At 45.6% G+C, this 19,712-nt stretch carries 19 protein-coding genes; 6 read left to right on the top strand and 13 right to left on the bottom strand.

All coding sequences use genetic code 11. From position 1 onward, the window contains the following. Positions 1-18 precede the first annotated feature (18 nt). The 3 genes from FE785_RS04755 to prfB all read right to left on the bottom strand — a co-directional run bounded on the left by FE785_RS04755 (position 19) and on the right by prfB (position 3,265). Positions 19-438, bottom strand: coding sequence for a GNAT family N-acetyltransferase (locus FE785_RS04755; RefSeq protein WP_138564666.1), 420 nt, complete (start codon positions 436-438; stop codon positions 19-21). Between the two features lie 95 nt (positions 439-533). Further along, positions 534-2,045: a lysine--tRNA ligase gene (gene lysS, locus FE785_RS04750; RefSeq protein ID WP_138564665.1), complete on the bottom strand. Its 1,512-nt coding sequence runs from the start codon at positions 2,043-2,045 to the stop codon at positions 534-536. Positions 2,046-2,169: 124 nt separating this feature from the next. Further along, positions 2,170-3,265, bottom strand: a protein-coding gene (prfB, locus tag FE785_RS04745) for a peptide chain release factor 2 (protein WP_138564664.1) whose coding sequence is annotated in 2 segments (ribosomal slippage) — positions 2,170-3,192 and positions 3,194-3,265 — 1,095 coding nt in all. Because the reading frame shifts where the segments join, the coding sequence is not laid out codon by codon here. Positions 3,266-3,583: 318 nt separating this feature from the next. On the opposite strand from prfB, the gene FE785_RS04740 reads away from it, so the two are divergent. Then, positions 3,584-4,321 carry a DUF5610 domain-containing protein gene (locus FE785_RS04740; RefSeq protein ID WP_168188912.1) on the top strand — a complete coding sequence of 246 codons (738 nt, stop codon included), beginning with the start codon at positions 3,584-3,586 and terminating at the stop codon, positions 4,319-4,321. A gap of 77 nt (positions 4,322-4,398) precedes the next feature. Here FE785_RS04740 and FE785_RS04735 read toward each other — a convergent pair whose 3' ends face one another. Together FE785_RS04735 and FE785_RS04730 are read right to left on the bottom strand one after the other, a co-directional pair. Beyond that, positions 4,399-5,046, bottom strand: a complete 648-nt coding sequence (locus FE785_RS04735) for a response regulator (RefSeq protein WP_138564663.1) — start codon at positions 5,044-5,046, stop codon at positions 4,399-4,401. 78 nt (positions 5,047-5,124) lie between these two features. Then, the gene (locus tag FE785_RS04730; RefSeq protein ID WP_138564662.1) at positions 5,125-7,194 is read right to left on the bottom strand and encodes an ATP-binding protein; all 2,070 of its coding nucleotides are present in this window, start codon (positions 7,192-7,194) and stop codon (positions 5,125-5,127) included. Positions 7,195-7,360: 166 nt separating this feature from the next. Here FE785_RS04730 and FE785_RS04725 point away from each other — a divergent pair, with 166 nt between their 5' ends. The 3 genes from FE785_RS04725 (at position 7,361) to FE785_RS04715 (ending at position 10,311) form a co-directional block, all read left to right on the top strand. Beyond that, positions 7,361-8,761 (top strand): class II fumarate hydratase, encoded by a 1,401-nt coding sequence (locus FE785_RS04725; RefSeq protein ID WP_138564661.1) that lies wholly within the window; start codon positions 7,361-7,363, stop codon positions 8,759-8,761. 103 nt (positions 8,762-8,864) lie between these two features. Beyond that, the gene (gene trxA, locus FE785_RS04720; protein ID WP_138564660.1) at positions 8,865-9,239 is read left to right on the top strand and encodes a thioredoxin; all 375 of its coding nucleotides are present in this window, start codon (positions 8,865-8,867) and stop codon (positions 9,237-9,239) included. A 202-nt stretch (positions 9,240-9,441) separates the two neighbouring features. Then, the gene (locus FE785_RS04715; RefSeq protein WP_238696375.1) at positions 9,442-10,311 is read left to right on the top strand and encodes an SDR family NAD(P)-dependent oxidoreductase; all 870 of its coding nucleotides are present in this window, start codon (positions 9,442-9,444) and stop codon (positions 10,309-10,311) included. A 14-nt stretch (positions 10,312-10,325) separates the two neighbouring features. Here FE785_RS04715 and FE785_RS04710 read toward each other — a convergent pair whose 3' ends face one another. Further along, complete coding sequence (locus FE785_RS04710; RefSeq protein ID WP_138564659.1) at positions 10,326-10,655, bottom strand: thioredoxin family protein; 330 nt, start codon at positions 10,653-10,655, stop codon at positions 10,326-10,328. Positions 10,656-10,854: 199 nt separating this feature from the next. On the opposite strand from FE785_RS04710, the gene FE785_RS04705 reads away from it, so the two are divergent. Both FE785_RS04705 and FE785_RS04700 read left to right on the top strand, forming a co-directional pair. After that, positions 10,855-11,616, top strand: a complete 762-nt coding sequence (locus tag FE785_RS04705) for a VIT1/CCC1 transporter family protein (protein WP_138564658.1) — start codon at positions 10,855-10,857, stop codon at positions 11,614-11,616. Between the two features lie 31 nt (positions 11,617-11,647). Beyond that, positions 11,648-12,307 carry a cytochrome b/b6 domain-containing protein gene (locus FE785_RS04700; RefSeq protein ID WP_138564657.1) on the top strand — a complete coding sequence of 220 codons (660 nt, stop codon included), beginning with the start codon at positions 11,648-11,650 and terminating at the stop codon, positions 12,305-12,307. Positions 12,308-12,313: 6 nt separating this feature from the next. Here the strand turns inward: FE785_RS04700 and FE785_RS04695 are convergent, their stop codons facing one another. From FE785_RS04695 to carB, 7 genes are all read right to left on the bottom strand, one after another. Continuing rightward, positions 12,314-13,249, bottom strand: a complete 936-nt coding sequence (locus FE785_RS04695) for an ROK family protein (RefSeq protein ID WP_202978326.1) — start codon at positions 13,247-13,249, stop codon at positions 12,314-12,316. Between the two features lie 6 nt (positions 13,250-13,255). Further along, entirely contained in the window at positions 13,256-13,924 is a 669-nt protein-coding gene (locus FE785_RS04690) for a class I SAM-dependent methyltransferase (RefSeq protein WP_138564656.1), read from the bottom strand. Continuing rightward, complete coding sequence (locus FE785_RS04685) at positions 13,924-14,721, bottom strand: ferritin-like domain-containing protein (RefSeq protein ID WP_238696373.1); 798 nt, start codon at positions 14,719-14,721, stop codon at positions 13,924-13,926. Before FE785_RS04685 ends, FE785_RS04690 begins: the two co-directional genes overlap by 1 nt. A gap of 68 nt (positions 14,722-14,789) precedes the next feature. Then, positions 14,790-15,146, bottom strand: coding sequence for a hypothetical protein (locus tag FE785_RS04680; RefSeq protein WP_138564655.1), 357 nt, complete (start codon positions 15,144-15,146; stop codon positions 14,790-14,792). A 120-nt stretch (positions 15,147-15,266) separates the two neighbouring features. Next, the gene (locus FE785_RS04675; protein WP_138564654.1) at positions 15,267-15,737 is read right to left on the bottom strand and encodes a DUF4149 domain-containing protein; all 471 of its coding nucleotides are present in this window, start codon (positions 15,735-15,737) and stop codon (positions 15,267-15,269) included. 130 nt (positions 15,738-15,867) lie between these two features. Continuing rightward, on the bottom strand, positions 15,868-16,344 hold the full coding sequence (gene greA / locus FE785_RS04670) for a transcription elongation factor GreA (RefSeq protein ID WP_138564653.1): 477 nt from the start codon (positions 16,342-16,344) through the stop codon (positions 15,868-15,870). 148 nt (positions 16,345-16,492) lie between these two features. Then, the gene (carB, locus tag FE785_RS04665) at positions 16,493-19,705 is read right to left on the bottom strand and encodes a carbamoyl-phosphate synthase large subunit (RefSeq protein ID WP_138564652.1); all 3,213 of its coding nucleotides are present in this window, start codon (positions 19,703-19,705) and stop codon (positions 16,493-16,495) included. Positions 19,706-19,712 lie beyond the last annotated feature (7 nt).

Here is a 19,712-nt window from a genome sequence, read left to right as displayed (position 1 = left end):
GCGGGTTTTTTATTGGCTTTAGAAAACCAGTTCCATATGCTTATGCTCAATATCCGCATCCAGAAAAATATCACCATACTCTGCAAAACCAAGCTTTTGGTAAAATGGTATGGCAGTTAATTGCGAACCAAGATAGACTCTATCAAGTCCTTTTTTCTTAGCCTGATCAATTAAAGCATTCATCACCGCCGAACCAATGTTCTGACCACGATACGCCTTCAATACCGCAATACGACCTATATGTCCGTCGTCTTGCATTCGCCCTGTAGCGACTGGCTTACCATCGACAAAAGCCAAGGCATGAATAGACACTTCATCAAACTCATCCAACTCTAAAGCCGGATCAACGCCCTGCTCGTCACAGAAAACCGTAAAGCGGATTTGATTCATCAATGAACGATTCGGTTCTTGATAATCGGTTAATACAATCTGCAACATAACAAGCTCTTATAACTCTCTGCATTTACAAATAAAAAAGCCACTTTCCTAACTTTAAGAAAGTGGCTTTTGTGTAAACTAAATCGGCGAGGAAATTAGTTTTGACGCATATGCGGGAACAATAGAACATCACGGATAGAGGCCGAATCGGTGAATAGCATCACCAAACGGTCGATACCGATACCTTCACCCGCTGTTGGTGGCATACCGTGCTCTAGCGCGGTGATGTAGTCTTCATCGAAGTGCATCGCTTCATCATCACCGGCATCTTTAGCTTCTACCTGAGCCTTGAAACGCTCTGCCTGATCTTCAGCATCGTTCAACTCGTTGAAACCGTTAGCCAATTCACGACCTCCGATAAACAGTTCGAAACGGTCGGTGATAAACGGGTTTTCATCATTACGACGCGCCAATGGAGAAACTTCCGCCGGATACTCGGTAATGAAAGTCGGATCCATCAGTTTTTCTTCAACGGTCTCCTCAAAGATCTCGGTCATTACCTTGCCAAGGCCAGCACCTTCCGGTAGCTTAATATGCAAAGACTGTGCGATTGCCGTTGCAGACTCAAGTGAATCCAACTGCTCAGCAGTGATATCTGGGTTGTACTGCATGATCGCATCTTTCATGGTTAAACGTGCGAACGGCTTACCGAAATCGAACTCCTGACCTTGGTATGGCACCTTGGTTGAACCCAGAGCCAGTTCTGCCAATTCTTTCAACAGTTCTTCGGTGTAGTCCATCAACTGGTGGTAATCGGTATAGGCCGCGTAGAATTCAACCATAGTGAACTCCGGATTGTGACGCGTCGATAGCCCTTCGTTACGGAAAGAACGGTTGATTTCGAAAACACGCTCAAAGCCACCAACAACCAGACGCTTTAGATAAAGTTCCGGCGCGATACGCAAGAACAATGGCATATCCAAAGCATTGTGGTGTGTGGCAAACGGCTTGGCTGTGGCCCCCCCGGGGATAACATGCATCATCGGCGTTTCCACTTCCATAAACTCTTTACGGATTAGGAAGTTACGCACGTGCTGGACGATTTTTGAACGCAGCATGAACGTTTCGCGGCTTTCCTGGTTAACGATCAAATCCACATAACGCTGGCGGTATCGCATTTCCTGGTCTTGCAGACCGTGAAACTTATCCGGTAATGGACGGATCGATTTGGTAATCAACTCGATGCTTTCAACATGGATAGACAGCTCACCAGTATTGGTTTTGAACAGGTAACCTTCGGCACCGATAATATCACCCAAATCCCATTTCTTGAATTGAGTGTTATAGAAACCTTCCGGCAATTCATCACGAGTCACATAGACCTGGATACGGCCTGTGTGGTCTTGCAAAGTCGCAAAACTGGCCTTACCCATAATACGACGCAACATCATACGACCGGCAACCTTAACACGTACCGGCTCCATCTCAGCCAACGCCTCTTTCTCAAAACCACTGTATTCAGCCTGTAAATCGGCGGCACTGTTCTCACGACGGAAACTGTTAGGGTAAGAGTGCCCTTCTTCTCTTAGTGAAGTCAATTTCGCCCGACGTTCGGCAATAATTTTATTCTCATCAACTTCAGGCACAGTATTTTGTGTTTCCGACATGAACTTTCTCTCTTAAATTCTGTAAATTTTGTAGCACACCGCTGGCTTTTTGAGCTGACCAACGGTTGAAATTAAAGCCGATATTTTACGGCTTTCGCTAGTGAAACTCTAGCCTAAAAGCCAATTAAATACCGGCTTTTAGACTGGCGACAATAAACTGGTCCAAAGCACCATCAAGCACCGCCTGAGTATTACCGGTTTCGACACCGGTACGCAAATCCTTGATTCGTCCTGAATCCAATACATAAGAACGAATCTGACTGCCCCAACCGATATCCGACTTGGAATCTTCCAACGCTTGTTTTTCCGCACTGCGGTTTAACATTTCCAACTCATAAAGCTTGGCGCGTAACTGTTTCATCGCCTCGGCTTTGTTCTGATGCTGGGAACGACCGTTCTGACACTGAGTAACCGTATTGGTCGGCAAGTGGGTAATACGCACCGCTGACTCGGTTCGGTTAACGTGCTGACCACCGGCACCACTGGCGCGGTACACATCGATTCGCAAATCGGCCGGGTTGATATCGATTTCGAAACTGTCATCGATTTCCGGCGAAACAAACACCGATGCAAACGAAGTATGGCGTTTGGCATTGGAATCAAACGGCGATTTACGCACCAGACGATGCACACCCAATTCGGTTCTTAACCAACCATAGGCGTAATCCCCCTGAACATGGATGGTTGCCCCTTTGATACCGGCGACATCACCATCCGAAATTTCAGTGATTTCCGCTTTAAAACCGTGACCGTCCGCCCAACGTAAATACATACGCAGGATCATATTGGCCCAGTCTTGCGCCTCGGTTCCACCTGAACCGGACTGAATTTCCAAGTAGGCGTTATTGGCATCCATTTCGCCAGAGAACATACGCTGGAACTCAAGTTTATCGAGGCTTTCACCCAAACGGTCCAATTCAGAAACCACTTCATCGACCATTTCCTGGTCTTCGTCCATCTCTGCCATTTCCAACAACTCTTTGGTGGCTTCGGTACCGTCGGCCAACTCTTGCAGAGTATTGACGATATTTTCCAGCTGAGACTTCTCTTTACCCAAAGCTTGGGCTTTTTCTGGATCGTTCCAGATATTTGGGTCTTCAAGCTCCTTGGAGACCTCTTCTAAACGTTCTGCCTTGCTCTCATAGTCAAAGATACCCCCTAAGCACATCACTGCGTGCCTGGTAATCTTCAATACGACTGTAAATTGGATTCAGTTCCATCTAACCATCCGTTTGTTAAGCTTAAAAAATTTAGTGCGCATAATAACAGGAAACGTCCATTTCTGCTTAATTTATCTAATAAAAACAGGCTTTATTGGGCAGGCAAAACGACAGTATTTAAGAGCACTGAATCTATCGTCGTCAAATTAGGCGAAAATTATTTTCAATCCAGCTATTAACTTTTCAGTCATCCTGCCGATAAACTCATTACCAGCTCTATATTTGCTTTAACAATGAAAAAAACAGTGTTAAACATGTTAGCATAAAACTATAAATATCAATGCGCTAGAGCATAACGACCAGCAAAAGGAATTGATGATGGCTATTGATAACAAAGCATTGGGGGTGTTAAACGCCCTGAAAAATCAAAACGATTATTCTCACCCATCGCAACATGCTCTCAACAAACGCAGTGAGCAAGCGGCTATTCACAGTAATGCCCAGCAAAACCGCGAACTGCCTGAACAGGCCTCAATCAAAGCCAGTCAGATGGAAATTCGCAATGAGCGTCAAGCCAGCTTGGTTGCCCATTTATTCGGAGATGGCACGCTAACCCAGCAAAACACCTTAAAGATTACCTATCAAGCAGCCATTGAAAAGCTTAATGAAATTCTTTCCGAACAGATGCAGATTACACCGAATGAAAATCAACCGGCTCCTATTAGTGAAGAGGCCTTGAAGTCACAGGGTGGCTTGGATTACTGGACTCCGGAAAATACCGCTAAGCGTATCGCCGATGGTGCGATTGCGTTTTTACCGGGCTTTCAAAGAGCCAACCCGGAACTGGAAGGAGAAGAGTTGATCAACCACTTTTTGGATGTGGTCGGTGGCGGCCTAACCTCCGGGTTTGACGAAGCACGTGATATTCTCGGAGACTTAAATGTACTCGAAGGCGAAGTCGCCAATAATATCGACAGAACCTATGGCTTACTACAGGATCGATTGACGATTTTTAGAAACCAGTTTTTAGGAATTGAACCCACACTAGACAATAGTGCAGAGACAACCGTAGCGACTGAAACAGAATCGGTTGCAACAACGGAAGATAAATCCTAGTCATTGCTTAAGACAGAGTGGATTAAAAACAAAAAAGGCGCCAATTGGCGCCTTTTTCTGACTCTGAACTTTAAGAGTTATTCAATCTCTTCCAATCCTACCTTAGTTAAACCAGACTCATTCGCATAGTTGGTCAACTCAGCTGTTGAAGTAATGCCCATTTTGGTCATTAGGTTTTCACGGTGTTTTGAAACGGTACGATCACTAATATCGAGCATTTCTGCAATCTCTTTGGTCTTATAACCTTCCGCGACCAGCTTCACCACCTGCTTTTCACGAACAGACAGACGTTTGCTATTAAGATCGCTTTCCGCATCCAAAATCGGTTTGATTTCAGAGTGGATAAAGGTCTCACCAGCCATGACCTTTTTAATACCGGCTACCAACTCATCTGGTGAAACCGATTTCATTGCTAGACCATCAATTCCCATATCCAACACTTCTCGCCAAACATTCAAAGTTTCCGCCGCGGTTAAAACAATAACCTTGGTTTCAGAATAACGTTTTTGAATGTGCGTAATGGCGTTTAGGCCACTTAGCTTGGGCATAGACAAGTCAAGTAACACCACATTTGGCGACTTAGCACGAATAAGCTCTAAACACTCAAGGCCATCTTCTGCTTCAGCAACAACTTCAAAGTCGCTATCATTTTCAAGAATAGATTTGAAACCTGCGCGAACAAGCGCATGGTCTTCAGCCAATAGTACAGTGATTTTTTCTGACATATTCGTCGCCACCTAACCTGTTAATTTTACTTATAAAATAAGGAGTTGTAATTTATCCCTACACATATTATGACTAATTCATAACGACTTCTCAAGAAATTTCACCGCTTCAAGCAGATTAGTGATAATTTCTTCACCTGTTTTTACCCGCGTTTTTGCTTGCTTTGATTGCAAATTTTCTAATGTTTTTAATTGCATACTCCAGTTTTCCAGCTGAAACAGCATGCAATTACCCTTCAGGTAGTGCGCCATTTTTTTTATGCTTTCTGTTTCGTTCTGCGCGTTATACTGCAATAGCAATTCAAGGCTTTGCTTCATCTCATCAATAAATCGAGGAATCAGGCTTTCAAACTGCCGCGGAATATCGCTAGGGTGATAAATCAAGTCTTGATTAGATGCTCCAGAAGCTTTAAGTTCAGAGTCACTCCGCTTGATGATTGTCTTGGAACCTTTTTTACGGAAATTCTCGCTGATCAATTCAATGATCTGTTCTTTTCCTACCGGCTTGATTAACCATCGGTCAAACCCGTATTCACTTGGGCTTTTGGCTTCATCGCCAAAAGCCGATGTCTCGCCACCTGCTGTAATCGCAAAAACCCCTTTGAGACGTTTTTTCAGTGATTTATCTGCATGGAGAATTTTTTGCCCGACCTGTAAACCGTCCATAATCGGCATTTGAATATCCAACAACACATAATCAAACTCACCTTGCTGGAACAGATCCCAAGCCTGACGTCCATCGGCCGCTTCATAAACATCACAATGCAGATCGTGTAGATAACCTGCCAATACCATGCGGTTGATACCGGAATCATCGGCAATCAGGATTTTTGTCTTGGGAGGCCTTTGTTGTTTGCCGGTTGGTTCAGATGGCGATTGCGCCGAACTTTGCTGTGGCTTGAAAGCCGCAATCGGTTTCACTTTAGCAGACAAGGTTTCAGTCTCAACCGGCTTATCTTGCTCGGCTTGCTCTAACAATTCGATTTCGGCTGAATCCATCAATTCGAGTTTTAGGTCAAATTCGAAACTGGTGCCGACTTCCGGTTTTGAGGAAACGCGAATATCCCCTCCCATCAAAGCAACCAGCTCTTTGACCACAAACAACCCCAAACCGGCGCCAAGAGAGCGTGTATTGCTTTCTCCGACATTGCTTTCTATCTGCGCAAAAGGCTCAAAAATAGACTGCTGAACCTCTGCGGAGATCCCCTCTCCCGAGTCGGTCACTTTAAAATGGAACACACCTGTATGCGGTTCACTGACTTCGATATTGACGCCGCCATACTGGGTGAATTTAATCGCATTGATAATCAGATTGATAAGTACCTGAGTCAAGCGCACACTATCAACATAGACCCAGTTGTGACGATTGATTTGCGTCAATGCAATCATCAGTCCCTTATCCGCACCGATTGATTGGGTCAGGCGCTTAACATTGCTTAACAACTCCGCCAGTGAGGTTTTCACAGGCCTGAGACTTACCGCGCCGAACTGGGTCTGTGAATAGGTCAAAATATCATTGACCAGATAATTTGCCTGCTCGGCGGTCATATTGATGGTTGCAAGCATCAAAAGAACGTCATCGGAAACCTGATGATTGTCTTTGATACGTTTAACCAGGCTGCGAATTCCTAACAATGGAGAACGCAATTCATGACTGAGTAAACCTAAAAAACGCGACTGCTTATCGTAAGATGAACTGATCAGGTTGTTCTGCTCTTGCAGGAAGTTTTGCTGCTCTTGAATCTGCTGCACACTCAAGCGTCCCTGCGCATCAACCATCTCTTTCTCAAAACGCGCCATTTCGGTGATTTCCACGGCTTGCGCCCAAATCACATCGACACCATTCTGCTCGATAATATGCAAGGAATTCTGGAAAAATCGCTGCTCAACCCCAATATCGAAGGTGGTCATAAAACGAATATCTAGTTCGCTTTTATTCTTTTTTTGCAAGGCTTCGCTTAATTTATGGCGCACCATCGGCCATTCCAAGACATTGAAAAACTGCTCTAAAGTATGCGGCTTTTGCTGAATCAGAGCGGTGAACGGCTCAGAGACTTCAAACTCTTCCTTACCGTCTCGAACACAATAGGTCCACCAGTAACTATGGTGAAACACCTGATTTGCCAAAATATTACGTGGAATTCTCATAGCTGATAGGTTGGATTGATCCCTGTATTTTTATCCCAAAAGTGCGTAAAATATCTCTAAAATTTTTGCCTGAGTTTATTTAACCATGATTTAACTCTGCACAGGCGTATTTAGCACTCCTTTCCTCGATTGACTCGACGGACACAATTAAAAGAATACAGCGGTTATGTCTCAAAATACAGCTACAGAATTTAGAATTGAAAAAGACAGCATGGGCACCTTGGAAGTACCTGCCGATGCTTTATATGGCGCGCAAACCCAAAGAGCGGTCAATAACTTTCCCATCAGCGGCATGCCGATGCCGGAAAGTTTTATCAAGGCGTTATGTCATGTTAAAAAAGCCTGCGCCCAAGCCAACCAAGCATTAGGCCTAATGTCCGAGGATCGGGCCGAGGCCATAGAAAAAGCGTCGCAGGCGGTGATTGATGGTGATTACCTGAAACACTTCCCTGTCGATGTGTTTCAAACCGGTTCCGGTACCAGTACCAATATGAATGCCAATGAAGTGCTGTCTCATCTGGCCGAACAGCTTACCGGCACCAAAGTGCACCCGAATGACGACATCAATATGAGCCAAAGTTCGAATGATGTCATTCCAACGGCGATTCACGTGGCGTCGGCACTGGCGATAGAAAATCAATTGCTTCCGGCACTAAAACATCTGAGCTCTACCCTGGCTGATAAAGAACAGGAACTGGCAGGCATTGTGAAAACCGGACGTACCCACCTGATGGATGCGATGCCGATTCAATTCAGCCAGGAACTTTCCGCTTGGCGCGCGCAAATCGATGACAATATCGAGCGCCTGCTGGAGTGTCAGAAACGTATTCAAAAGCTACCGCAGGGTGGAACCGCCGTCGGTACCGGCATCAATGCTGAAGCCGAGTTTGGACCGAAGGTTGCCGAATTCTTGAAACAGGCCACCGATATCGATTTTAAACCGATGAATAACCTCTATATCGGTTTAAGCTCGCAAGACAGCGCTTTGGAATTAAGTGGACAATTAAATGTCTTGGCTGCCAGCTTAATGAAAATCGCCAACGATCTGCGTTGGATGAATTCTGGCCCGCTTGCCGGTCTTGGTGAAATTCAATTACCGGCACTACAGCCTGGCAGCTCGATTATGCCCGGTAAAGTCAATCCGGTAATTCCGGAAGCGGTTGCCATGGTTGCGGCACAGATCATGGGTAACCACACCGCAATCACGGTGGGTGCTCAGGCGGGTAACTTCCAGTTGAATGTTATGCTGCCAATGGTTGCTTATAACCTGTCGCAAAGCCTGCACATTGCCTCAACCAGCGCGGTTCAGCTGGCCGACTTGGCAATCAAAGGCTTTAGCGTCAATCAGGACAATATCAAAAAAGCACTTGATGTTAACCCAATATTGGTAACCGCCCTTAACACTGTGGTAGGCTATGAGAAAGGCGCTGCCATTGCCAAAGAGGCCTATGCCAGTGGTCGACCTGTTTTAGAGGTGGCATTGGAGATGACCGATCTTGATGAAGATACCCTAAAACAATACCTGAACCCGGCGCTATTAACCGAAGGCGGCAATCCTTCGGTCTGATATCTATCTCACAGGCTTTCGATAAAATCATTGGAAGCCTGCCGTTATCCCGGCAATAGCAGTGCAATAAACCAACAACCCAAAAATCAACAAAGGAAGACAAATGGCTGTCATCAATCTAAAAACTGAACAATTCGAAGATACAATTAACAACAATGACATCGTCATTTTCGACTTTTGGGCTGAATGGTGTGGTCCTTGTAAACAGTTTGGCCCAGTCTTTGAAGAAGTTTCAGAAAAATTCCCAGAGATTGCGTTCTGCAAAGTCAATGTTGAAGAAGAAGAACAACTGGCCAATATGTTCCAGGTTCGTTCAATTCCTACCTTGGTATTTATGCGTGAAAAAGTCGTGGTTTTCTCAAACCCAGGCGCAATTCCTGGCAATGCATTTGAAGAAGCAATTGGCGAATTAATCAAACTGGATATGGAAAAAGTTCACGCGGATCTAGCTGCCGCTCAAGCTGAACAACAAAGCTAATTCAACGGCTGATTTGATACCATTTCTTTTCGCTTCAATACCTTAGCCGTCACTTCTGACAAAGGTTTGAAGCGAATCCCCCTCTGCCCTTACCCATCAATTTTATTCCTACTGCAAATTTACAGCGCTGTTTAACTCAGTATTCCAGCAACTAAGTTATAATCTCAGTCATTCATTTATCACTTTGTAGACAGGATTTTATATGAGCCAGATCAATCACCGCTTAATGCCGCCCAGTTCCATTTTAATCACTGGCTGCTCTTCGGGGATTGGATTGTATTGCGCCCAGCACCTGCAAACACTCGGTTATCAAGTCATAGCCAGCTGTCGCCGTCCGGCGGATGTAGAAAAACTTCAGCAACAAGGCCTGCAAGCGGTAGAGATTAATCTGGCCAGTAGCGATTCGATTCAGCAGGGTTTTCAAGCCGCTTTAGCATTGGCCGATGGACACTTAGATGCGCTCTTCAATAATGGCGCTTTCGGCTTGCCCGGTGCCGTGGAAGATTTAAGCCGTGATGCGATGCGCCACCAATTTGAAACCAATGTATTCGGTACTCAGGAGCTGACCAATCTGGCGGTGGCGCAAATGCGCGAACAAGGCTTCGGTAAGATTTTTTATAACTCGTCCATTCTCGGCTTTGCCGCCATGCAGTATCGCGGTGCTTATAATGCCAGTAAATTTGCCATTGAAGGCTTTGCCGACACCTTACGAATAGAGGTGAAACAAGACAATATCCAGGTAAGTTTGATTGAACCGGGTCCGATACTGTCAGATTTTAGAAAAAACGCCTATGCGCAATTCAAACAGTGGATTAGCTGGCGCAAGTCAGCTCACGCCAACAATTATCAGACGATGATTGAGCGCTTGGAAACGGTTGGCCCGAGCGCTCCTTTTACCCTCGGTCCCGATGCGGTATGTGATTGCTTAATACACGGACTGCAAAAACCCAAAGCGAAAATCCGTTACAGAGTCACCGTCCCCACCAAAGTCTTTGCTGTTCTCAAGCGTATATTACCGACCCGCTGGCTGGATACTTTATTAATCAAAGCCGGTGGTGATGGCAAACGCTAAATCGTCAAAAGGCTTTAATCGAACATCATAGAATAAGGTCGTTGGATATCATCGACCAATTTCTGCACGCTAAAGCTTCGCACTTCTTCAATAAAACGCTGCCCGCCAAAAAACACCTGCACCACCGGCAAGGTGAAAACTGAATTCTGAGAACAGATACCGGTATCGGCATGACAGTCGATATAGACCATCTGAATCTTCGGATAATGCTCACTGACCAACTCAATCAACTTGGGCTTAATCGTGTGGCAAACACCGCACTCTTTACCGCCATATAACACCAATAAAGCGTCCTGCTCATATTTAAGCGTTTCCAGCTCTTCCAGCGTATGCACGTCTTTCATATCTATTCTCGACCGATTCAAAAATTAAAGCCGTATTCTAACAATCGCGCTAAAGTTACGAAACAAAAACCGGTTTTATTGATTAAACGCAATTTAATAAATTAGGTTGTCGGGTTTTTTAAACGTTTTTTATATAAACTGACACGAAACCTTATGTGTTATCGGTTTAAAGACAACTCATTATCCGTGAGCGTATTTTATGAATGATAAAAAACGAACACCCGAATTGGAACATAGCCACAAACCCGAAGCGGTGGCTCAACGTCTGCAAAACACCTCTGCGGACAATGTGTTTTCTGATGCGGTATTAGGTGGGATTGACGGCTGTGTCACCACTTTCGCCATAGTTTCCGCAGCCGTGGGTGCCGGGTTTTCCGCAACAGTCGCGATTATCCTCGGTTTTGCCAATTTAATCGCCGATGGCTTTAGTATGGCGGTCAGTAACTATGAGGCCCATCAGGCCAAACAGCAATACCGTGAACATCTGAAAAAAACCGAAGCCCAACACATCAAACTGATTCCCGAAGGCGAAAAAGAAGAGGTTCGCCAGATTTACGCGCAAAAAGGTTTTAGTGGCAATCAATTGGAAGAAATTGTCGCAACCATTACCGCCGATGATAACCTTTGGATCGAAACCATGCTGCGCGAAGAGTATGGCTTACAAGCCGTTGATAAATCCCCCAGACAAGCCGCCCTGGCGACTTTCATCGCGTTTGTCATGGTCGGAACCATTCCACTTATACCGCTGTTTATCACCAGTTTAAATATCCATATGCAATTTCTCTACAGCTCCTTATTGGCGGCAATGATGTTTTTTATGATTGGCAGCGTCAAAGGCTTTTATGTCCACCAACCAATCTTCAAATCCGGTATCAAAACCTTGCTGACCGGTGGCAGTGCTGCCAGCTTGGCTTTTTTAACCGGCTATGTTCTACAAAACTATCTATTATCTGCGGGTTAGGCCAACCGTCTTTGTTAAAAGGAGAACTGAAATGACAGCTGACAATCAAGTTAAGGTTTGGGATCTATTTGTGAGAACCTTTCACTGGTCCCTAGTGACATTTTTTGTAATCTCCTACCTCAGTGGTGACGAATGGGACGAGATTCATGCTTATTCCGGTTATGTGATTTTGAGCTTAATCACATTACGGCTTATTTGGGGGCTCATCGGTTCGAAATATGCCCGTTTCAGTCAATTTATCTATTCTCCAACAACCACCATCAATTACGCCAAAAGTGTACTTGGGGGCACAGCCAAACACTACATAGGACATAACCCGCTGGGGGGTTGGATGGTCATTGCTCTATTAAGCAGCATTAGCGTAACGGGGGTGACCGGGTTAATGGTTTACGGAGAACAAGGTCACGGGCCTTTGGCTTCGATTAAAACTCTCGAATTACAAGCGCCGAACCTGATCAGCGATGCGCAAGCGGATGACGATGAGCATGAAGAACATAAGGGCAAAGAAGACGATGAAAACGAATGGCTCGAAGAAATCCACGAGTTGTTTGCCAACTTCAGCGTATTTCTGGTATTGCTGCATATTGCTGGAGTGCTATTTAGCAGCGTACATGAAAAACAGAACCTGCCCAGAGCGATGATTTACGGTTACAAGCGCAGTGATAATACTGCCGATAGCGAAAAACAGTAATCCGCTCTACAACCAGGCGGCTCCCCTGACACCACTGGAGTCGCCATACATCGGCGGCTTCAATAAAGTATTGACCTCATCACTAAATATCCACTGCTGCCAGATATGCGGCACACGCTGATAAATCAGATCCAGATTCGACATGCCGCCGCCAAGTACAATAACTTCCGGATCATAAATATTGACCACGCTCGCCAGACCTTTTGCCAGCCAAACGCAATAGTCCTCTAACAGCTGATTGGCGTGCTCATCACCATCCAGAGCCAATTGCTCGATCTGCTTGGCATTTAAAGACTGGTTTTGACGCTGTTGGTAATGACGTTGCAAACCCGAGCCGGACACATAGGTCTCCAAACAGCCCTTGAGCCCACAGTAACACTCTAAAGGAGTATCGTCTGCTGTTGCCCAAGGCAACGGGTTATGCCCCCATTCTCCACCGATGGCATTGGCACCATTGAGAATCTCACCATTGAGCACCATGCCACCACCGCAACCGGTACCTATAATGACACCGAATACACTATTAAACCCTTGCGCGGCACCATCGGTGGCCTCTGATAGGGTAAAACAGTTGGCATCATTCGCCAGGCGTACCGTCTGGCGCAAACTTCGTTGCAAATCGCCCTGTAAATCCTGACCAATCAAACAGACCGAGTTGGCGTTTTTAATCAGACCGGTTTTCGATGAGATGGCTCCGGGAATACCGATACCGATTCGCGTCTGCATCCCTTTCATATCGAACTCATCATGGTTATGCAGATCACGTTCGGCTTGCAAAACCAGTTGAGTAATGGCGTTCAGCGTTGCCCGATAATCACCTTGCGGCGTATCGATACGTTTGCGATACACCTCTTGGGCTTTGTGCAATGGCTGCGATTCATCGACTAATAAAGCGATGATTTCTATTTTAGTGCCGCCTAAATCCACACCCAAACGTATCATAGTGATTCAATCCTTATAAAGAAATACCGTAAAATCATTATCCAGATAATCGTCCTGCCAAGTGACTTTATCAGCAAAAATCCGGCAATACTCGACAATTTCTTCCGGTTTAAAACTTTGTAGATCAACGCGTGACCTAATCCATTCATGGCGAGCATCCAACAGATTAAACGCTACCGCTTTGCGACAGCTCTGGTACATTCGCTTAATCACCGCTTTGGCATATTCACCGCTTGATTCGGTCTCTTGTTCAGTTGTGGATTCAACCACCTCATTCAAAGCACCGGATAGCAATATATAATCGTAACTTTGCTCTGCAGGATTGAAATCGAATAGGTCGCCCTGCTCGACCTTGATGGTTTTATGCTGGAACTTGGCGCTTTGTACCATATCCGCCGATAAATCTATGCCTTGATAATCGATTGCGAATCCTTGCGCAAGCAAATAATCATACAGATCGGCAAAACCACAACCGACATCGAGTACGGAAACGGTATCGCCACCCTCTGCCAAGACCTGAGACAACACCTCAAAGCGCTTGAACTGCACCTCTTTACTGCTCCAAAGCAACGCCTGCGCACTATAACCAAAGCGTTCGATTGAATGCTTATGGCGCAATTGAATACGTTGTCGCTGCTTATCGCTCAGTAAGGTTGAGCTTTGACTCTCTCTCATTACAGTGTTTTCAACCAGGCAATTTCATCATCGGAAAAACCGGCCTGCTGACGCGCCTCATAATTAAAAGGGCCATTCAGATCACCATGATAATAGTGCTCGATAATATGCTGGAACTGCTGAAAAGGATTCAGGTTCTGTTGCTCGCATAGATAGCGGAACCAGCGAGTACCGACTTCGACATGACCGATTTCATCTCGCAGCAGAATTTTTAGAATTTCCACGCCGCGCTTATCACCGATAGAACGTAATTTATTGATCATTGGCGGCGTCACATCCAAACCTCGCGCTTCCAATGTTCTGGGCACTAACGCCATGCGTACCAGCGGGTCATGATCGGTTTCATAGGTGGTTTGCCAAAGCCCGTTATGGGCCGGAAAATCTCCGTATTCATAGCCAAGATGCGCCAGATGTTCACGAATCATCTGAAAATGAAACGATTCCTCACCAGCCACGCCCAACCAATCACCATAATACCGTTCAGGCATATCCTGAAAACGATAAACCGCATCAAGCGCGAGATTGATGGCGTTGAATTCGATATGCGCAATCGAATGCATTAAAGCCGCATGGCCTTCCTCGGAGCCTAAGCGACGGCGCGGTAAATCTTTTGGCGACACCAAAATCGGCTTTTCCGGTCTGCCAGGTTCGGCAATGCGATGAATCACATCGAGCTTATCGAAACTGAATTGTTGCTCCGACCAGAGATTCAACAGTTCCGATAGCTGTTGCATTTTGCGGTCAATATCCGGTTCCATCAAGCAGTCATAAACAGACTGAAAAAGATTGTGCGTCATAATAAAATTCCTTATAAACAAAAAAACCGGCTAAGAGCCGGTTTTTTCTTAGACTAAATAGCCACCAATTAACGGTAGTATACAGCCTGTAGGTATGGAACACCTTTGTACTGCTTAGCATCGATAGCGTCGAAAAGCTTAGCCCAAGCTGCACGATCTTCTGGAGTCATTACTGAAGATGGGTTTCTAGCAACAGTTTTGTCACCGTATTTAGCTTCAATCTTAGCTAGCTCAGCCATACATTGAGCTACATCTGTTTTCTGCTCAACTTCACGTGCAGCTGTACCGCCATCTTTCTTAGCTACTGAAATTACTGTTTCAGCATCAGCGATACACTGACCGTATACATCGTCTGCTGCTTGTGTGTTCATAGACATTGCCGCGATAGCAGAAATGAATAATGCTTTTAGTGTTAACTGTTTCATTAAAATAAACTCCGAGGTTTTAATTTGTCGTTTAACCATTCAATTCTGACGTTTTTCGCAACAAATTGCAAGCCTAAAGGGGTTAGAAAATAAGCAAATGCTTATAAATATTTTTTATCCCTAGGCACAGCTTTTTTCAATCATTTTACGACTTTGCCAGGTTTGCAAAATTAACATAGCAATAACAACAAGATAGCCTAACTGGTAAATTCCATGCAAAGCGGCAAACCTAGGCCAGTCAAGCGATTCCCTTAAATTTTGCATGGAATTTTGTACTTTGATCGAAGCCATTTCCGGCGCAAAATAAAACAGTAAGCTGAGCATTAGCATAAAAGCCAACCCCGCAGACCAATGCGTTTTAAGTGAAACCAATCGAAGCTTAAAGGCGATAACCAACAATCCTAACAATAGCAGGACAGTCACCACTGCTATCAGATTAAACAAAACAGCGGCAAACTCACCGGCCTGGCGTTCATTAAAACTGGCAAATAAAATCGGCGTAACCACATAACCGAGCACCATCAATAGCAGCGCTAAAATCAGAGAGACTTTAAACTGCGCTTGCCAATAAAAACAGGTATTTTTTATCATCCGTATCACCTTGCCATCTGTTAGCTTATGATCACCAGAAACAAAAAAGCCGAAGCTAAACTTCGGCTTATTTGACCGCCATATCAAAAGAGCCTAGCTCTCTAAACGCTTGGCTCTCTGTTATCGACTATCAGATATATTGAACCTCAACAATCTCATAGTCAATATTTCCGCCTGGCGCCTGGACCACAACCTCGTCGCCCTCTTCCTTGCCGACCAAAGCACGCGCAATTGGAGAGTTGACCGAGATCTTATTGGCTTTGATATCAGATTCTTCATTACCGACAATCTTATAGGTGATTTCATCATCGGTATCCAAGTTAACCACCGTTACCGTAGAACCAAATACGATCTTTCCGGTTTGCGGTAACTTGGTGATATCAATCACTTGCGCCAACGATAAAATGTGCTCAATCTGATTAATACGCGCTTCAACTAAGCCCTGCTCTTCACGCGCAGCATGATACTCGGCATTTTCTTTCAAATCACCGTGGTCACGGGCGACGGCAATTGCTTCGGAAATACGCGGGCGCTCTTCTTTTTTTAGTTTATTCAATTCCGCTTGCAGTGCATCAGCACCTTCTTTTGTCATTGGATGTTTTTGCATACACTTCAACCTTTGTTGTGTCGCTAACTCAAACATAGCCAGCACTATGACCCTGCATAGTACCTAGCGCTTTTATATTTTTTCTATCAGAAATCAAAACGCCAAAGCTCAGAATGAACTTTGGCGCTTTTTACTCAATGTACCAATTTTAGTGAACGTTTTGCAAACAATTCACTGGCTGGTCATCAAGATAATCCATTGCTGCAACCATCGCGAAACCGGCTGCAATGGTTGTGGTATAACAGGTCTTATGCATCAAAGCTTCTCGACGGATGCTCGATGAATCCTGAATACTGACCGAACCGTCAGAAGTGTTGACAATCAACGCAATCTCTTCATTGACGATTGAGTCGACAATATTCGGACGCCCTTCCGTCACCTTGTTCACCGTTTCACATTCAATGCCGGCTTCAATTAACGAAGTGGCGGTACCACGAGTTGCCACGATTTCGAAACCGCGAGCAATCAGCTGCTTGGCCAGATCGACGACACGTACTCTGTCTGCTTTACGCACCGATAAGAACGCTTTACCTGAACGAGGCAATACAGTGCCACCCGCCAACTGCGCTTTGGCATAAGCTTGGGCAAAGTTTTCACCAATACCCATCACCTCACCGGTCGACTTCATTTCCGGCCCAAGAATCGGGTCAACACCCAGGAACTTGATGAACGGGAATACCGCTTCTTTTACCGAAAAATGTTCCGGCTTAACTTCCGCAGTAAAGCCTTGATCCGCCAACTTCTGCCCAACCATGCAACGCGCCGCGATTTTCGCCAACGGCTGACCGATCGCTTTAGAGACAAACGGTACGGTACGTGAAGCACGAGGGTTAACCTCTAGCACGTAAATATCATCACCTTTGATCGCGAACTGAGTGTTCATCAAACCGACAACACCCAACGCCTTCGCCATTTTCTCAACCTGAACACGGACACGATCCTGTACATCGGCAGAAATACTGTAAGGAGGCAATGAACAGGCCGAGTCACCCGAATGGATACCGGCCTGTTCGATGTGTTCCATAATCCCGCCGATAACCACCTGTTCACCGTCGCAAACCGCATCGACATCCAGCTCAACCGCATCATCCAGGAAACGATCCAGCAATACAGGAGAATCATTCGATACACCAATCGCCGCTTTCATGTAGCGAACCAGATCCGCTTCACCGTAAACGATTTCCATACCACGACCACCCAATACATAAGATGGGCGTACCACTAGCGGATAACCGATTTCGTTAGCCAGCGTTACCGCCTGCTCAACACTGGTTGCCGTGCGGTTAGGTGGCTGCAACAAATCATTGTCTTGCAGAATTTTCTGGAAACGCTCACGGTCTTCCGCCAAATCGATTGACTCCGGTGAAGTACCGACAATCGGTACACCCGCCGCTTCAAGATCTTCAGCCAGTTTCAACGGCGTTTGCCCACCGTACTGGACGATCACACCTTTTGGCTGTTCGACTTCAACGATTTCCAATACGTCTTCCAGCGTTAACGGCTCGAAATAAAGACGATCCGAAATATCGTAATCGGTAGAAACCGTTTCCGGGTTACAGTTAACCATAATGGTTTCATAACCGTCTTCACGCATCGCCATGGCAGCGTGAACACAACAGTAATCAAACTCGATACCTTGACCGATACGGTTTGGACCACCACCCAATACCATGATCTTGTCTTTATCCGACGGATTCGCTTCACACTCTTCATCGTATGATGAATACATATAAGCAGTCGATGTCTCGAATTCCGCCGCACAGGTATCAACACGCTTGAACACCGGGCGTACATTCAAGGTATGACGGAACTTGCGGATAAACGCCGCATCGGTATTCAACAGTTTGGCAAGACGGTTATCTGAGAAACCTTTGCGCTTCAACTGACGCAGATAAGTTTCATCCAAGGCATCCAAACCACGCTGTTTCAGCTCATCTTCCATGTCGATAAGCTCTTTAATCTGCGCCAGGAACCAAGGATCGATTTTCGATGCATCAAATACCGCTTCGATATCCCAACCGGCACGGAACGCATCCGCCACATACCATAGACGCTCAGGCCCAACATCGCGCAATTCACGACGTAAAGTATCCTTGATGTCTTTTTCATCCATCTCAACAGGGATGATTTCATCAAAACCGTTCTTGTCCGTTTCCAGTCCACGCAACGCTTTTTGCAAAGATTCCTGGAAATTACGACCCATCGCCATCACCTCACCGACCGACTTCATCTGAGTCGACAGACGCTGCTGTGCTTGCGGGAATTTCTCGAATGTGAAACGAGGAATCTTAGTGACAACATAGTCGATCGTCGGTTCAAACGATGCAGGTGTCGCACCGTTAGTAATATCGTTTTTCAATTCATCCAGGGTATAACCTACTGCCAATTTTGCAGCGACCTTGGCAATCGGGAAACCTGTCGCTTTTGAAGCTAAGGCCGATGAACGCGATACTCGCGGATTCATCTCGATAATGATCATACGACCGGTCTCAGGGTTTACCGAGAACTGTACATTCGAACCACCGGTTTCGACACCGATTTCACGCAATACCGCCAAGGAGGCGTTACGCATGATTTGATATTCTTTATCAGTCAATGTCTGTGCCGGCGCCACAGTGATAGAGTCACCGGTATGCACACCCATTGGGTCAAGGTTTTCAATCGAGCAAATAATAATGGCGTTATCTTTCTTATCACGGATAACTTCCATTTCATACTCTTTCCAACCCAGAATCGATTCTTCAATCAATAACTCATTAGTTGGTGAAAGATCTAGACCAAACTTACAGATCTGTTCGAATTCGGCTTTGTTATAGGCGATACCACCACCGGATCCCCCCAAGGTGAATGATGGACGGATAATAGTCGGGAAACCGACACGTTCTTGAATCGCCCAAGCTTCTTCCATATTTGAAGCCACATCAGAAACCGGCATATCCAAACCGATCTTGGTCATTGCCTGACGGAAACGGTCACGGTTTTCAGCTTTATCGATCGCATCGGCATTGGCACCGATCAGCTCAACACCATGTTCTGCCAAAACGCCATTATCGTGTAGATCCAACGCACAGTTCAGTGCCGTCTGCCCCCCCATGGTCGGCAGGATCGCATCCGGCTTTTCCTTGGCGATGATAGAGGCAACGGTTTTCCACTCGATTGGCTCGATATAAGTGGCATCGGCCAGTTCTGGATCGGTCATAATGGTCGCTGGGTTAGAGTTCACCAAAATAACACGGTAACCCTCTTCTTTCAGTGCCTTACAGGCCTGAACACCAGAATAGTCAAATTCACATGCCTGCCCGATAATAATAGGACCGGCACCAATAATCATAATACTTTTTAAGTCTGTTCTTTTTGGCATTGCTAAT

The sequence above is a fragment of the Thiomicrorhabdus sediminis genome (assembly GCF_005885815.1).
Classification (GTDB): domain Bacteria; phylum Pseudomonadota; class Gammaproteobacteria; order Thiomicrospirales; family Thiomicrospiraceae; genus Thiomicrorhabdus; species Thiomicrorhabdus sediminis.
Note: the sequence above shows the minus strand (reverse complement) of the source record. Positions and strands in the feature narration are given on the sequence as shown.